The organism is Flavobacterium alvei (assembly GCF_002920895.1).
Taxonomy (GTDB): domain Bacteria; phylum Bacteroidota; class Bacteroidia; order Flavobacteriales; family Flavobacteriaceae; genus Flavobacterium; species Flavobacterium alvei.
In genome coordinates this window covers 142,343-158,485 of sequence record NZ_PQVG01000001.1, presented here as the reverse complement: position 1 = coordinate 158,485, position 16,143 = coordinate 142,343, and the positions used below count along the sequence as shown (strand labels likewise).

Below are 16,143 nucleotides of genomic sequence, written 5' to 3'. Positions count from 1 at the left end.
TAGTAGTTATTCTATTGGGAAAGATACTACTAGCGCATCTTTTGGAATTTATATAAATGGTTTTCAATCTAAAGAAAAAAGGTTGAAAACCTTTGAAAAATTCAAAAAAAGTAAAAAAAGAGACTATGGTTTAATTATGTCTGATTTTTCAGTTAATTTTTATTGTTTTAACAGGAAGCCTCAAAGATTAGTATGCCTTGATTCGGTTAGTTATATTACAGAAGAAGAGTAAAGTGAAAATTTTTCTTTAGATTCAAGTCCAATATTTATAATCCATAAATTGAAAGATGGTACTTATTTAAAATGGGAGGTAATTACTATGGGTATTGAATAAATTTAAAAATAGTGAAAAATAGTATAGGAATTAGTATTATTTAATAATAAGAGAGGTGTAGTTTTTGTGTAAATATTTGACAATCATTTAGGGTTAACTTAAAATAATTGGAATGATTAAATTTCAAATTTCCAAAACTGCATTTTAAATGTTTGTTTTGGAAATTTGTGTTTTTAGGGTAGTTTTTCTTCTTTAAAAATTGATTTTTGCCATTGTCATTGAAATTGATTTTTGCTATTGTCATTACCATCGAAATTGACAGTTTTTTGTTAATAACTTAACGACTTAGCTCTTGATATTGTTCTTAAATTCCCTTGCATTTTTATATATTTGCGTATAATACCAAAAACACATTTTTAGAGTAAATTTATATGAGCGAAGAAATCAAGAAGGAGAATAATTATTCAGCAGATAGTATTCAGGCGTTAGAAGGAATGGAGCACGTAAGGATGCGTCCTTCGATGTATATTGGGGATGTAGGGGTTCGAGGACTACACCATTTAGTTTATGAAGTAGTGGATAACTCGATTGATGAAGCAATGGGAGGTCATTGTGATACTATTCGGGTAGATATAAATGAAGACGGCTCCATTTCTGTAGAAGATAATGGACGTGGTATTCCAGTTGGAATTCACAAGAAAGAGGGCGTTTCTGCACTTGAAGTTGTTATGACTAAAATCGGTGCCGGAGGTAAATTCGACAAAGATTCCTACAAAGTTTCTGGAGGTTTGCACGGTGTTGGGGTTTCGGTGGTAAATGCGTTGTCAAACCATTTGAGAGCAACCGTTCACAGCAGTGATGGAAAAATTTATGAGCAAGAATACGAAAGAGGAAAAGCTTTATATCCTGTAAAACAAATTGGGGAAACTTCAAAAAGAGGTACTATCGTTACCTTTTACCCTGATCCAACTATTTTTACCCAAACTGTTGAGTATTCTTATGATACTTTATCAGCTCGTATGCGTGAGTTGTCTTTCTTGAATAAAGGAATCACGATTACTTTTACAGACAAAAGAGAAGTAGATAAAGACGGTAATTTTGCGTCAGAGGTTTTTCATTCTACAGAAGGATTGAAAGAATACATTCGTTATTTGGACGGAAATCGTGAGCCAATCATAGCACACGTTATTTCCATGGATTCCGAAAAAGGCGAAATTCCAGTTGAGGTAGCTTTGATTTACAATACCAGTTATTCAGAGAATATTTTTTCTTATGTAAACAATATCAATACTCACGAAGGAGGAACACACTTACAAGGTTTTAGAACAGGTCTTACTAGAGCATTGAAAAAATATGCCGATGCTTCTGGAATGTTGGATAAATTGAAGTTCGAAATTGCTGGGGATGACTTCCGTGAAGGTCTTACTGCGATTGTTTCTGTAAAAGTTGCCGAGCCACAATTTGAAGGACAAACCAAAACCAAACTTGGAAATAGAGAGGTTGTCTCACCGGTAAGCCAAGCCGTGAGCGAAATGGTGGAGAATTATTTGGAAGAAAATCCAAATGATGCTCGTGTCATTGTTCAAAAAGTAATTTTGGCTGCCCAAGCCCGTCACGCTGCTAAAAAAGCCCGTGAAATGGTGCAACGCAAAACCGTAATGGGTGGCGGTGGATTGCCAGGAAAACTATCTGATTGTTCAGAGCAAGATCCTGAAAAGTGTGAGGTGTATCTTGTCGAGGGAGATTCGGCAGGTGGAACGGCAAAACAAGGTCGTGATCGTGCTTTTCAAGCCATTTTACCTTTGCGTGGTAAGATTTTGAATGTGGAAAAAGCAATGCACCACAAGGTTTTTGAAAACGAAGAGATCCGAAATATTTTTACGGCACTTGGAGTTACTGTTGGAACAGAAGATGATAGTAAAGCGTTGAATATTTCGAAATTGCGTTATCATAAAGTAATTATTATGTGTGATGCCGATGTCGATGGTAGTCACATTTCTACTCTGATTTTGACATTCTTCTTCCGTTTTATGAAAGAATTGATAGAGCAAGGACACGTATATATTGCAGCTCCTCCTTTATATTTAGTTAAAAAAGGAAATAAAAAAGAATATGCATGGACAGACGATCAACGCGATCAAGCCAATGCAAGAATGGGTGGAAGTGCAGCTATCCAACGTTATAAAGGTCTTGGGGAGATGAATGCAGAGCAATTGTGGGAAACGACAATGGATCCAAATTTCAGAACTTTGCGCCAAGTAAATATTGATAGTCTTGTCGAGGCAGACAGAGTTTTCTCAATGTTAATGGGAGACGAAGTACCGCCAAGAAGAGAGTTTATCGAAAAAAATGCAGTTTATGCTAATATCGATGCTTAAAAAATGTTTAGGGTTTGTGGTTTATAGTATATAGTTAGCAATAAACCACAAATAATAAACCAAAAACAGTAAACAACAAACAACAAATAATAAATTAAATTAAAAAAAATGAAAGTTACAATTGTAGGAGCGGGAAATGTAGGTGCATCTTGTGCAGATACTATTTCTTATAGAGGAATTGCAAGCGAAGTAGTATTGTTGGATATCAAAGAAGGTTTTGCCGAAGGTAAAGCAATGGATTTGATGCAGTGTGCCACTAACACAGGTTTTAATACTGTTATTACAGGTGTTACCAATGATTATGCAAAAACAGCTAATAGCGATGTAGTAGTGATTACATCTGGAATTCCAAGAAAACCTGGAATGACTCGTGAAGAATTAATAGGGATCAATGCGGGAATTGTAAAAACAGTTGCTGATAATGTATTGGCTCATTCGCCAAACGCTATCATCGTTGTGGTTTCAAACCCAATGGATACAATGACTTATTTGACATTGAAAGCTACAGGTTTACCAAAAAACAGAGTTATCGGAATGGGTGGAGCTTTAGATAGTTCCCGTTTTAGATATTATTTATCAAAAGCATTAGATAAACCATCAAATGATGTTTCGGCAATGGTTATTGGTGGTCACGGTGATACTACTATGATTCCATTAACTAGATTAGCTTCTTATAATGGTATTCCAGTATCTGAATTTTTATCAGAAGAAGAATTGGCTAAAGTAGCTGCTGCAACTATGGTTGGTGGAGCTACACTTACAGGTTTATTAGGAACATCTGCTTGGTATGCACCGGGTGCTTCTGTTGCTTATTTAGTGGACAGTATCTTGAATGACCAAAAGAAAATGATTGCTTGTTCGGTTTTTGTTGAAGGTGAGTACGGACAAGACGATATTTGTATCGGAGTTCCTTGTATCATTGGTAAAAACGGTGTTGAACAAATTCTTGACATTACATTGAATGATGCTGAAAAAGCCACTTTTGCAAAAAGTGCTGATGCTGTTAGAAATATGAATGGCGACCTAAAATCTATATTAGGTTAGGAATATTTGGGTAAAAAATGAAAAGACTGCACTTTTGCAGTCTTTTTTTTGATATTAATCAATAAATATATTGGTTAATCTTAACGTTAATTATATATTTGCTCGGTTTATGGAAAAAACTATAGTTACAACTGTTTTGTTTTTATAGCAAAATAGTTTTAACTGCTTGTTTTGTAATCGGTTAACCAAATATATACAATAAATAATTAATTTTTAGTAATAATGCAGAATAAAGGACTTATTAAATTTTTCGCAATTCTATTTGCATTGGTAAGCATTTACCAACTTTCTTTCACTTTCGTTTCAAGCAAAGTCAAAAACGATGCTAAAACTTTCGCAAACGGAAATCCTGATAAAGAATTAAAATATTTGGATTCCATTGGGAAACAAGATGTTTTTAATCTTGGATTTACAAAATTCACTTTCAACGAAGTAAAAGACAAACAAATCAACAAAGGTCTTGACTTAGAAGGTGGTATCAATGTGATATTGCAAATTTCAGTAAAAGATGTTTTAAAAGGATTAGCAAATAATTCTAAAAATCCAGTTTTTAATAAATCATTGGCTGATGCAACTGCAAATCAAAAAGGAAATCAAACTTATATTGATGCCTTTTTCGAAGCTTTCGAAGCCAATTCAAAAGGAACAGTAAAACTAGCTTCTCCTGATATTTTTGCAAACAGATCATTGCAAGGAGAAGGTGGAATCGATTTTCAAATGACTGATAAAGATGCTCAGAAAGTAATCAGAAAAAAAGTTGATGAATCAGTAGATAGTGCTTTTGGAGTATTGAGAAAACGTATCGATAAATTCGGTGTAACACAGCCCAACATTCAAAAATTGGGTGAATCTGGAAGAATTCTTGTTGAACTTCCTGGAGCAAAAGATGTAGATAGAATTAAAAAATTATTGCAAAGTACCGCTCAATTAGAGTTTTGGGAAACGTATAAAATAGATGAAATTGGTAATTTCTTGATGGCTGCCAATGAGGCATTGAAAAAAACTGAAATCAAAACTACCGAAGTTAAAACTGCTCCAAAGGATACTTTAAGTGCATTATTAACAGATAAAAAAGAATCAGTTGACGCTGCAAAAGGAAGCAATCCAATTCTTGATAAAATTATTCAACAAGGTGGTGGACCAGTATTAGGTTTATTTTCACCAAAAGATACAGCTACTATCGGAGGTTATTTGCGAAGAGCGGATATCAGAATTTTATTGGCGGCAGACCAGCATTATGCTAAATTTGTTTGGGGAAAACCTACAGTCATTAAAGATGAGAAGGGAAAAGATATTGATGCTGTAGAATTATACGCATTAAGAGGGAATAGAGACAATACTGCTGCTATGAGCGGAGGTGTTGTTACTGATGCAAGTGATACATTTGACCAATTAGGAAAACCAGCCGTTTCTATGCAAATGAACGGTCAAGGAGCAAAAGCTTGGGAAGAATTAACCGGAAGGGCTTATACTCAAAAAACTAACATTGCTATTGTATTAGATAATGTTGTTTATTCAGCGCCAGGTGTTACTAGCGGTCCAATTTCAGGTGGTAGATCAGAAATTTCAGGGAATTTTGAGATTTCAGAAACAAAAGATTTGGCAAACGTTCTTAGAGCTGGTAAACTTCCAGCAGCAGCCGATATTATTCAATCAGAAGTAGTTGGACCATCCTTAGGTCAAGAAGCTATTGATAATGGTACTAATTCTGCACTTTTAGGATTGTTATTAGTGTCACTTTGGATGATGATCTATTATGGACGTTCAGGTTGGTATGCTAATATTGCATTGGCAGTCAATTTATTATTCATTTTTGGAATAATGGCAAGTTTCAATTTTGTACTTACTTTGCCAGGTATTGCTGGTATCGTTTTGACAATGGGAACCGCTGTAGATGCGAATATCATTATCTATGAAAGAGCTAAAGAGGAATTACGTTTAGGTAAATCGCTTGAAGAATCAGTGAAAGCTTCCTACGGTTGGAAAGGTGCAATGCGTTCTATTGTTGATGCCAACGTAACTCACGTTTTAACTGGTGGTGTATTGTTTATTTTTGGTTCAGGACCAATTAAAGGTTTTGCTCTTACATTGTTAATAGGTATTTTGACTTCATTATTTACTTCAATCTTTATTGCTAGAATTTTTATTGATAGAAGAATAGCTAAAAATCTAGACTTATCATTTGTAACAAGTTTTTCTAAAAATTTCTTTACCAATTTCCACTTCGATTTCTTGAAAATTAAAAAATGGACTTATGCATTCTCTGCTATTGTAACTATTGTTAGTATCTACTCATTGTCAACAAATGGTTTGGATCAAGGTGTGGATTTTGTAGGAGGTAGGACTTTTCAAATTCGTTTTGAAAAACCAGTAAAAGCTGAAGAAGTTAGAGATGAATTGATAAAAGTTTTTGGTAGTGCAGAGGCGAAAGTTTTTGGTAATAACAATCAATTAAAGATTACTACTAAATATAAAGTTCAAGAACACGGAAGTGAAGCAGATGAAGAAGTAAATAAATTATTATTTGAAAATCTAAAACAGCATTATTCTGCAGGATTAACTTATGATAAATTTGTAAATGCTTATGATGGAAAAACATTAGGTATTTTGCAAGCTTCTAAAGTAGGACCAACAATTGCTGAGGATATTAAAACTAATGCTTACTGGGCAGTTCTAGGTGCAATGCTTATTGTAGGTTTGTATTTGGTAGTTAGTTTTAGAAAATGGCAATATAGTTTGGGTGCGATTGCAGCAGTTGTGCATGACGTTATCTTTGTATTAGGTATTTATTCATTATTATATAAATATATGCCTTTTGGTATGGAGGTTGACCAACATTTTATTGCAGCGATTCTTACCGTTATCGGATACTCTATGAATGATACTGTAATTGTATTTGACAGAGTTCGTGAATTTTTAGGAGGTAAAAAAGCCAAAGGTAATTTTAATAGTATCGTAAATCAATCTATTAATAGTACAATGTCAAGAACTATTAATACGTCGTTGACAATGATTTTAGTATTGTTAATCATGTTTATTTTTGGTGGAGAATCTATTCGTGGATTTATCTTCGCAATGCTTATAGGTATTATAGTTGGAACTTATTCTTCATTGTTTATCGCAACACCAGTTTTGTGTGATACAATGTCAGAAGAAGAACATTTAAGAATTGAAAAAGAACATAATTCTTAAGTAGTATAATTCTAAAATAATAGAAAAGACTCGAATTTATTCGGGTCTTTTTTTTGTCATATTGCATTCTGTTTTTGTTATGCTTTTGTACTTGTTGACTATAAATGATTAGGATTAATTTTATTGAAGAATCAAATTTTATATATTTACACCATATTGCTATAGTTTCCCCAAATTTAAAGCAAATTTAAACCCAAAAAGGATGAAAAAAATAATCAAGTCGTTCTTCTGTTTTTTTTTGATTACTACTTTGTCAAATGCATCAATTTTTGCTAAAACCAGTATCAATAATTCATCAAGCAAGTTTCTGGCTACAGTTCCACCTGTAGTTACTTCTCCAATATATTTGTGTCAGAATAGTGTAGCAGCACCACTGACAGCAACACCTTCAGGAGGAGGGACTTTGACTTGGTATGCTGCATCAACAGGAGGGACAGCATTGGCAGCAGCACCAACACCTATAACGACTTCAGTTGGATCAACAACCTATTATGTAACTGAAACAGTTGGAGGTATAGAAAGTACGCCTCGAACTCCAATAGTGGTTAATGTAGTTGCTGATACGGCTGGAGTACTAACTTTATTTTGCGATGCTGCAAATACAACACCTACTTCTGTAGCTTTTGATTGGAACAATGTTACAGGTTATTTAGGGTATAATTATTCCTATTCAGTAGCAGGTGGTCCTTTAGTATATGGATTTCAAGTTGCTCCTTCTCATTTTGATGTTCCAGTTCCAGGTCCTGGCACAACAGTAACTTTTACAATTATGTCAGTATTAGGTCTTCCTTGTGTAAAACCAATTACAGTTACTTGTAATTCTACTTGTACAGCAGCACAAAAAGTCACACCAACTTTTAATTCAACACCAACTACCTATTGTTTGAATGATGTTGTGGTTTTGCCAACAACATCAACGAATGGAATGACTGGTACTTGGAGCCCATCTACAATCAATACTTCTGCAATGGGTACCATAGTATATTCCTTTACGCCAGATTCCATATTGTTTCCGTGTGCATTGGATGCTACTATCGGTATTTCAGTAGAACCTATTGAGCCTGATTTTAGTGATTTTTCTCTATGTTCTGGTGATGTAGTCCCTTCTTTAAGCAATGTGTCACCAAATGGAATTACAGGAACTTGGAACCCAGCAACAGTTGATAATATGGCGAGTGGTTCGTACGTTTTTACTCCTGATTTAGGTCAGCCTTGTTCACCCTCTGTAAAAACTATTAATGTAACCGTCAATCCTTCCAATACGATTAATGCTTTGAACTGGACTACAACCGATGCATTTACCAAAATTCAAATAGTTACTGTTACTGAGCCAGTAGGTATCAATTATTTATACCAAATGGATTCAGGTCCATATCAAACCAGTACTGTATTTGAAAATGTGGCTTCTGGGTCTCATTCCATTACTGTCAAAGATGTCAATGGTTGCAGTCAATTAACTAATAACAATGTCTTGATTATTGGTTATCCTAAATATTTTACACCCAATGGCGATACTTATAACGACACTTGGAATATTAATGGGTTGAGTGATTTATCTTCAAATTCTAGGATTTATATATTTGATCGATATGGAAAATTATTGAAAGATATCAGTCCAAAAGGCGCTGGTTGGGATGGTACTTATATTGGTCAGCCTATGCCCGCAGACGATTATTGGTTTACAGTTGAATATTCTGAAAATAATAGTATCAAAAAATTCAAGTCTCATTTTTCTTTAAAGAGATAAAATATAAAAGCCTCACAATTTTGTGAGGCTTCTGTTTTAGTAAGAAACATATAAAATTCTATTATATATGAACAGGTTTTTCAGCGGTAAAAACCAAATACAATCCGATTAAAATAAACGGAATACTTAGCCATTGTCCAGTTGAAAATAATCCCAAAGCGCTTTCAAATCCACCTTGGCTTTCTTTTACATATTCGACCACGAAACGAACAGACCAAATAAGTACTAAGTAAAGTCCAAATAAATAACCTGATTTTTCTCTTGCATCTGTTTTCCAATACAAGAAATACAATGCTGCAAAAACAAAAATATAGCAAAATGCTTCGTATAATTGGGCAGGATGTTTCGCAGGAACTTGTAGCAGTAAATCCGAAAATTGCGGGTTAGTAGCAATAGCATTATAAGCCTCTTTTGGTGAAGCTATTTGTGTTGCATTCATAGCTTCTCTTGGGCTAAATTGATCTCGAACAAATTGAACTCCAAAAGGTGAAGTGGTTGCATTTCCAACAATTTCTGAATTAAAAAAATTCCCTAATCTAACAAAAATTCCACCACAAGCAGCCGCAATAGCAACACGATCTAAAATCCATATTTGAGGCCTTTTCAATATATTTTTGCTGTAAAAGTACATTGCTATTATTATGGATATTGCTGCTCCATGACTGGCTAATCCTGTATAACCTGTAAATTCCCAGCCATGTATAAAGTGAAAAAGTGTTCCTTCTGGGTTTTCTCTAATTGGAAGTAATATTTCCCATAAGTGATTGCGGTAATAATTCTCCCAATCATAGAAGAAAACATGGCCTAAACGGGCTCCAATTAAGGTGGCTAAAACGATCCAAATAAATAAAGAATCTAATTTGTCTATCGATTCGTTTTCACGGTCGAATATTTTTTTCATGATGAACCAACCCAATCCAAAAGCAACTACAAACATTAGGCTATAAAACCGAATGACAAAAAAACCTAAATCAATTCCTTCTGAAGGATTCCAAACTATGTTTAATACGTGTGCCATAAGGGAAAAATGTTTTTATTTAATTTAAAAATTTATATTTATAGGATAGTATGTCTTTATAAAAAGTTAATGTTTGTGCGAACATTTTTTTTCAGGAACAGGATCATAACCCGTTTTGCCCCAAGGGTGACAACTTAAGATTCTTTTTACTCCTAAAAATCCACCATAAAATAAACCGTGTTTTTGCAAAGCTTGTATCATATAACTCGAACAAGTAGGCTCAAATCGACAAGCTGATGGCGTAAATGGAGAAATCGCTCCTTGATAAAACCGAACGAGCAATACAAATGGATAAATTAGTATCTTTTGAAACATTTGATAAATTATAAACGTCAAAATCTGTAATCTACTTTCTTAACTCTGCCTTTTAACTTCTGTAATCCAATTACTGAATACTAAAAGATGTTCCCTCTTTTCCATCTTTCAACTGAATGCCTAAAACAAGCAATTGATTTCGTATTTGATCGGACATTGCAAAGTCTTTATTGGCTCTAGCCTCATTTCGCATTCCTATTAGCATATTAACTACACCTTCTAGTTTTTCGTTATTATTTTCGACTGCTTTTTCATCTTTAAGTCCCAAAACATCAAAGATGAAAGTACTTATTGAATGGCTGAATAATTTTAAATCTTCGGCAGAAAGAGTAGCAGAATTATCGTTTAATAAATTGATGAAACGAACTCCTTCAAATAGATTGGCTATTAGAATTGGGGTGTTAAAATCATCATTCATAGCGTCATAACAACTCTGAATCCAATTCGTTACTGAAAAAGAAGAAGTTGTGCTTGGTTGAATGTTTTTGACCAATTTTACACCTTCAAGTAGTCGATTTAATCCTTTTTCGCTGGCTAACATAGCCTCGTTTGAAATATCTAAAACACTTCGGTAATGTGCTTGTAAAAAACAAAAACGAACGACATTGGGTTGAAATTTCTTTTCAAAAAAAGTGTTTTCTCCCGAAAGCAATTCCATTGGCAAAATATAATTTCCAGTCGATTTGCTCATTCGCAAACCATTCATTGTAAGCATATTGGTGTGCATCCAAACGTTTACTGGAGTTGTTCCGTTGCAGGCTTTTCCTTGAGCCACTTCGCATTCGTGATGCGGAAATTTTAAATCCATTCCGCCTCCATGAATGTCAAAATGTTCTCCCAAATATTTGGTGCTCATAGCAGTACATTCCAGATGCCAACCAGGAAAACCTTCTCCCCAAGGGGAATTCCAACGCATAATATGTGCTGGTGAAGCATTTTTCCACAAAGCAAAATCTTGAGGGTTTTTCTTTTCGTTTTGACCGTCTAAATCTCTGGTGTTGGCAAACAATTCATCAATATTTCGATTACTCAATTCGCCGTAATTCAAGCCTTTTTTGTTGTATTCGTAAACATCAAAATAGACAGAACCCTGAGTTACGTATGCAAAACCATCTTCTATCAATTTTTGAATGAGTTCTATTTGTTCAATAATATGACCTGTTGCAGTAGGCTCAATTGTTGGTGCTAAAAAATTAAATTTTTCTAGAACCTGATGAAAATCGACTGTATATTTTTGAACCACCTCCATAGGTTCTAATTTTTCTAGTCGAGATTGTTTTACAAAACGATCGTTTTCTACTGTTCCATCATCGGTTAAATGGCCTGCATCGGTAATGTTTCTAACATAACGTGTTTTGTATCCCAAATGTAAAAAATACCTAAAAATTACATCAAAAGACATAAACGTTCTCACGTTTCCAAGATGAACATTACTGTAAACCGTTGGTCCACAAACATACATTCCGATATTTCCTTCGTGAATGGGCTTGAAAACTTCTTTTTCTCCAGAAAGAGTATTGTATATTTTTAAGGTTTGGGATTTATATAATGGCATTGTAGTTTTTTTGAAGTTAAAAGGCTTTAAAGTTGTGATTAGCAAAGGTTTTTTGTATGCCACAGTCTTTATTCTTTTCTCTGTTTTCTAAGGTTTTTTAAAATTTCGTTTCTAACTTAATATATTCCAATAATTCTCTGCGGGTTTGTTCATTTTTGAATTTCCCTCCAAATTCTGAGGTTACGGTGCTGCTTTCGATGTCTTTAATTCCTCTTGAATTGACGCAAAGATGTTTAGCATCAATAATGCAAGCCACGTCTTCTGTTCCAAGTGCATTTTGAAGTTCTTGAACAATTTGCATCGTTAAACGTTCTTGAACCTGAGGCCTTTTAGCATAAAATTCAACTATTCGATTGATTTTAGAAAGTCCAATAACTCTACCATTCGAAATGTAAGCAACGTGAGCTCTTCCAATAATAGGCAATAAATGGTGCTCGCAAGTGGAGTAAACGGTAATGTTTTTTTCGACAAGCATTTCTCCGTATTTGTAACTATTTTCAAAAGTAGAGGCACTTGGTTTTTTGCTTGGATTTAGTCCACCAAAAATTTCTTTCACAAACATTTTTGCTACTCGATTGGGAGTTCCTTTCAAGCTGTCGTCCGTCATATCCATTCCAAGTGTTAACAGCATATTTTCGACGTCTTTTTTAATTCTTTCGATTTTTTCATCGTCAGAAACGTCAAAAGCATCTTTTCTCACTGGGTTTGTTGCTGATGAACCTATATGATTGTTTCCTATTTCGTCCTGAAATTCTTCGTTATTTATCATTAAAAGTTACAATTAGTATTGTGAAATAAATTAGTGGGTAAAGATAATTAATTAAAGCTAAAGAATTTCTAAAGCTTTTCATAATTAATTTTGGTTAAATGGAATCTAATTGAAAGAAAAATAATGTAATTTTTCTATTTCGAATTGTAAACTTGAATCGCTTCTTTCAAGATTTGAACTGCTCGAATTAGATCTTCTTTTTTCAATACATAAGCGATTCGAACTTGATTCAAACCTACACCCGGAGTCGAATAAAATCCTGCGGCGGGCGCAACCATTACAGTTTCGCCATTTAGATTGTAGCTTTCAAGCAACCACTGAGCAAAATCGTCGGTGTTGTCAACAGGGAGTTGAGCAATGCAATAAAACGCTGCTTTTGGGGTGGTCACCACTACACCTTCTATTTTATTTAATTCAGATATTAGAGCATTTCTTCTATCTTTATATTCCGAAATTACTTCGTCAAAATAACTTTGTGGAGTGTCTATGGCAGCTTCGCAAGCGATTTGTTCAATCGTTGGCGGGCATAAACGCGCTTGAGCAAACTTCATTGAAGCACCAATAACTTCTCTGTTTTTGGTTATCATACAGCCAATTCGAGCACCACACATACTGTATCTTTTGGAAACGGAATCAATCATAATGACGTTTTGTTCAATCCCTTTTAGATTCATTACAGAATAATGTTTGTCTCTATCGTCGTATATAAATTCACGATATACTTCGTCTGCAATTAGAAATAAATCGTGTTTTTTAACTAATTCTCCCAATTGATTTATTTCTGATTCTGAATACAAATAGCCAGTTGGATTATTTGGATTACAGATTAAAATCGCTTTGGATTTTGGAGTAATTGCTTTTTCAAATTCTTCAATAGTAGGAAGCGTAAAACCGCTTTCGATATTCGAAATTACAGGTACAACTCTAGCACTAGATTCTGCTGAAAAAGCACTATAATTAGCATAAAAAGGTTCTGGAATGATGACTTCGTCTTCCGGATCCATAATACTTCCAAGGGCAAACAACAAGGCTTCAGAGCCTCCTGTGGTGATCATTATATCTTCAAACGAGACTTCTACACCTTGTTTGGTGTAAAAGGAGGCTAGTTTTCTACGGTAGCTTTCATAACCTGCTGACGGGCCATATTCTATGATGTCTAAATCAATGTTTTTTATGGCTTCGATGGCTATTTCTGGGCTTTTTATATCGGGTTGTCCAATGTTTAAATGATACACTTTTTGACCATTTGCTTTGGCCATATCTGCATACGGAGCTAACTTTCGAATTGGCGATTCGGGCATTTTTCGACCTCTGATTGAAATACTTGGCATGTTTAAAAAATTTGGTGCAAAAATGCGATTTTTTTTTCGAAATAAATTACTTCAATTCTGTTTATTTGTTAATAAAAAGGCATTGTTATTCAAGATTTCACTAACTTTATAAAAATAATTAGAATGAGGAGAATAATCATTTTATGTCTTTTTATAATTAATTCTTTGTCTGTTTTTGGGCAGAACGACTTTCAATTTGAAAAAGGAGTCGATAAAGCTGTTATTCCTTTTAAAACCATCAATAACTTAATTTTTATTCCAATAAATGTTAATGGTGTTGAACTGAACTTTCTCTTAGATTCAGGCGTTGAAGAGACCATTTTATTTGGTATGGAAGATAGGAAAGAGGTGAATTTTTATAATATTGAAAAGATTACATTGAGAGGTTTGGGTAGTGAAACGTCTATCGAAGGTTTAAAATCCACCAATAATATTTTAGAAATTAAAGGATTGAAATCTGCCAATCATTTGTTTTACATTGTTTTAGATCAAAGTTTTAACTTATCTTCTCATGTTGGGATTCCCGTAAATGGTATTATTGGTTATAACTTTTTAAAATCAAATTTAGTTGAAATTAACTATGCGAAAAGAAAAATTATTGTATATAAAGACAATGATAAAAGCAGAAAACGTATTCAAAAAAAGTTTGAAACGCTCCCGATAACTATTGAAAGAAATAAACCTTATATTCAGAGTAGTGTAGTAATAAAATCTGTAGAAATTCCTGCAAAATTATTAGTTGATATTGGCAATAGTGACGCAATTTGGCTTTTCGAAAATAAAGAAAAGGGGATATTTATTCCTCAAAAAAATTTCGAGGATTATTTAGGTAAAGGTTTTAGTGGTGACGTTGAAGGAAAAAGAGCCCAGATTAAGAAATTTACTTTTTCAAAATTTGAATTTAATTCTCCAATAGTAGCTTTTCCAGATTCGTCTTCGATTAAAAATGTGAGAATGGTAAAGAATCGAGCGGGTTCAATCGGAGCAGAAATTTTAAAAAGATTCAATTTGATTTTTGATTATCACAATCAAAAGATGTTTCTAAAGAAAAATAGAAATTATAATTTACCTTTCAATTATAATAAAAGTGGAATAGAAGTGCAACATTATGGTGTACAATGGGTTAAAGAAACGGTAAGTCAAGAATCGGTTACTTTTGCAGGAAGTGAATCTGCTGCAAAAAGCAATACTATTTTCAGCGATTTTAAATATAAAACAGTTTTAAAACCCATTTATATCATTGTACATGTTCGGAAAAATTCACCAGCAGACTTGGCAGGACTAAAAAAAGGAGATGTAATTGTTAGTATAAATCAAAAGAAAGGCTATGATTTTTCTTTAGAAAAAATTAATTCGTTGTTGAAATCGGATGAAGAAAACTGGATACATTTTGAAGTGGAAAGGGAAAATCAAATTCTAAAGTTTAAATTTCAATTGCTAAATACTTTATAAAAGAAACGCTTCTTAGATTATTCTTAGAAGCGTTTTGTTAACTAGTTTTATTTTCTAATGTAAGAACTTCCAAAACCATCATAAACATTGTCATCTAATTCTAAATTTTCATTATCAATTTTGGCTATTACCATTTCCCTATCAACTGAAAACACTATTGATTTTTTGGTTGTACCATCAACGATACTTTTTTGAGTTGAAAATTTATAAGTTCCTTCACTTGAAATAACTCCATTGGTATAATAGAAATATTGGCCGTTACTTGTGAATTTTAAATCGATGGTTTTTCCAGTCGAGGCAGGCGTTACATGAATTCCCGCAATACCACCACTAGTTTCAGTCCAACTCCATGTCCCTATCAAAGTATTAGTGTCGTCGGTATCTGTGCAAGAAACCATTGTTGTTAATAGTAATAGAAGCGTTAATCCTTTTAGATATTGTAGCGTATTCATTTTTTTAAATTTCAACTAATTTACTTAATCAGCAATGACTTCTCCTTTTATTTTCAATGGAATTCTTCCGCTGTCATAGTTTACAGCATTCGATTCAACAGTAATGGTTTTTCTAATAGGACCTGAAACCATATTGTATTTAATTTCAAATTTACCAGTTTTTCCTGGAGCAATAGAAGCTGCTGGTTTTGATGAAATAGTAAAACCAGAAGTGGAGAGAACATTCGAAATAATCAATGGTGCATCACCGGTATTAGTGAATTCTATAGATCGAATTCCTGTATCATTTTTTTTCGAGATAGTTCCGTAATCTATTGTGTTGTCCGTGGTTTTGAATTGGATTTTTGCACCATTCTGAGCAAAACCAAAACTGCTTATTACTACAATTGCTATTAGTGTGGCTATATTTTTCATCTTCATTTTTTTAGATTTGGTTTAGTAAAAATACTTTTTTTTAATTAAGAGTACAATTATTTATTTCGCTTTTTATACTGTACTTTATTATTTACTTTTGTCCTCAATTTAAATTACAAAAATCAGACCAAAATAGAGGTTTATTTGTTTAATCGGTTATTTCGCCCAATCGACTAAACAAATAACCGATTAACAAATAAAT

12 protein-coding genes are annotated in these 16,143 nt (G+C 33.5%); 5 read left to right on the top strand and 7 right to left on the bottom strand.

From position 1 onward, the window contains the following. Positions 1-705 precede the first annotated feature (705 nt). The 4 genes from gyrB (at position 706) to C3L50_RS00695 (ending at position 8,635) form a co-directional block, all read left to right on the top strand. Entirely contained in the window at positions 706-2,652 is a 1,947-nt protein-coding gene (gene gyrB / locus C3L50_RS00710; RefSeq protein WP_103804055.1) for a DNA topoisomerase (ATP-hydrolyzing) subunit B, read from the top strand. A 108-nt stretch (positions 2,653-2,760) separates the two neighbouring features. After that, a complete protein-coding gene (gene mdh / locus C3L50_RS00705; protein WP_103804053.1) occupies positions 2,761-3,696 on the top strand; it encodes a malate dehydrogenase in 936 nt (311 codons plus the stop codon). A 222-nt stretch (positions 3,697-3,918) separates the two neighbouring features. Continuing rightward, complete coding sequence (secDF, locus tag C3L50_RS00700; RefSeq protein ID WP_103804052.1) at positions 3,919-6,888, top strand: protein translocase subunit SecDF; 2,970 nt, start codon at positions 3,919-3,921, stop codon at positions 6,886-6,888. Between the two features lie 202 nt (positions 6,889-7,090). Next, positions 7,091-8,635 (top strand): T9SS type B sorting domain-containing protein, encoded by a 1,545-nt coding sequence (locus C3L50_RS00695; RefSeq protein WP_103804050.1) that lies wholly within the window; start codon positions 7,091-7,093, stop codon positions 8,633-8,635. Positions 8,636-8,696: 61 nt separating this feature from the next. On the opposite strand, the gene lgt is transcribed toward C3L50_RS00695, so the two are convergent. From lgt to C3L50_RS00670, 5 genes are all read right to left on the bottom strand, one after another. Beyond that, entirely contained in the window at positions 8,697-9,653 is a 957-nt protein-coding gene (gene lgt, locus C3L50_RS00690) for a prolipoprotein diacylglyceryl transferase (RefSeq protein ID WP_103804049.1), read from the bottom strand. Positions 9,654-9,719: 66 nt separating this feature from the next. After that, the gene (gene yidD / locus C3L50_RS00685; protein ID WP_103804047.1) at positions 9,720-9,968 is read right to left on the bottom strand and encodes a membrane protein insertion efficiency factor YidD; all 249 of its coding nucleotides are present in this window, start codon (positions 9,966-9,968) and stop codon (positions 9,720-9,722) included. Between the two features lie 70 nt (positions 9,969-10,038). Beyond that, a complete protein-coding gene (gene cysS / locus C3L50_RS00680; RefSeq protein WP_103804654.1) occupies positions 10,039-11,523 on the bottom strand; it encodes a cysteine--tRNA ligase in 1,485 nt (494 codons plus the stop codon). Positions 11,524-11,620: 97 nt separating this feature from the next. Continuing rightward, on the bottom strand, positions 11,621-12,292 hold the full coding sequence (folE, locus tag C3L50_RS00675) for a GTP cyclohydrolase I FolE (protein ID WP_103804045.1): 672 nt from the start codon (positions 12,290-12,292) through the stop codon (positions 11,621-11,623). Positions 12,293-12,426: 134 nt separating this feature from the next. Further along, positions 12,427-13,623: a pyridoxal phosphate-dependent aminotransferase gene (locus C3L50_RS00670; RefSeq protein WP_103804044.1), complete on the bottom strand. Its 1,197-nt coding sequence runs from the start codon at positions 13,621-13,623 to the stop codon at positions 12,427-12,429. 123 nt (positions 13,624-13,746) lie between these two features. Here C3L50_RS00670 and C3L50_RS00665 point away from each other — a divergent pair, with 123 nt between their 5' ends. After that, entirely contained in the window at positions 13,747-15,075 is a 1,329-nt protein-coding gene (locus C3L50_RS00665; RefSeq protein ID WP_103804042.1) for a PDZ domain-containing protein, read from the top strand. 47 nt (positions 15,076-15,122) lie between these two features. Here the strand turns inward: C3L50_RS00665 and C3L50_RS00660 are convergent, their stop codons facing one another. Next, complete coding sequence (locus tag C3L50_RS00660; protein ID WP_133158833.1) at positions 15,123-15,527, bottom strand: hypothetical protein; 405 nt, start codon at positions 15,525-15,527, stop codon at positions 15,123-15,125. Positions 15,528-15,551: 24 nt separating this feature from the next. Beyond that, positions 15,552-15,941 (bottom strand): DUF1573 domain-containing protein, encoded by a 390-nt coding sequence (locus C3L50_RS00655; protein ID WP_103804039.1) that lies wholly within the window; start codon positions 15,939-15,941, stop codon positions 15,552-15,554. Positions 15,942-16,143: the final 202 nt, after the last annotated feature.

What these genes read in the sequence shown, in the direction of transcription:
- gyrB (WP_103804055.1), top strand. Translation starts at nt 706, where the DNA reads ATGAGCGAAGAAATCAAGAAGGAGAATAATTATTCAGCAGATAGTATT.
- mdh (WP_103804053.1), top strand. Translation starts at nt 2,761, where the DNA reads ATGAAAGTTACAATTGTAGGAGCGGGAAATGTAGGTGCATCTTGTGCA.
- secDF (WP_103804052.1), top strand. Translation starts at nt 3,919, where the DNA reads ATGCAGAATAAAGGACTTATTAAATTTTTCGCAATTCTATTTGCATTG.
- C3L50_RS00695 (WP_103804050.1), top strand. Translation starts at nt 7,091, where the DNA reads ATGAAAAAAATAATCAAGTCGTTCTTCTGTTTTTTTTTGATTACTACT.
- lgt (WP_103804049.1), bottom strand. Translation starts at nt 9,653, where the DNA reads ATGGCACACGTATTAAACATAGTTTGGAATCCTTCAGAAGGAATTGAT.
- yidD (WP_103804047.1), bottom strand. Translation starts at nt 9,968, where the DNA reads ATGTTTCAAAAGATACTAATTTATCCATTTGTATTGCTCGTTCGGTTT.
- cysS (WP_103804654.1), bottom strand. Translation starts at nt 11,523, where the DNA reads ATGCCATTATATAAATCCCAAACCTTAAAAATATACAATACTCTTTCT.
- folE (WP_103804045.1), bottom strand. Translation starts at nt 12,292, where the DNA reads ATGATAAATAACGAAGAATTTCAGGACGAAATAGGAAACAATCATATA.
- C3L50_RS00670 (WP_103804044.1), bottom strand. Translation starts at nt 13,623, where the DNA reads ATGCCAAGTATTTCAATCAGAGGTCGAAAAATGCCCGAATCGCCAATT.
- C3L50_RS00665 (WP_103804042.1), top strand. Translation starts at nt 13,747, where the DNA reads ATGAGGAGAATAATCATTTTATGTCTTTTTATAATTAATTCTTTGTCT.
- C3L50_RS00660 (WP_133158833.1), bottom strand. Translation starts at nt 15,527, where the DNA reads ATGAATACGCTACAATATCTAAAAGGATTAACGCTTCTATTACTATTA.
- C3L50_RS00655 (WP_103804039.1), bottom strand. Translation starts at nt 15,941, where the DNA reads ATGAAAAATATAGCCACACTAATAGCAATTGTAGTAATAAGCAGTTTT.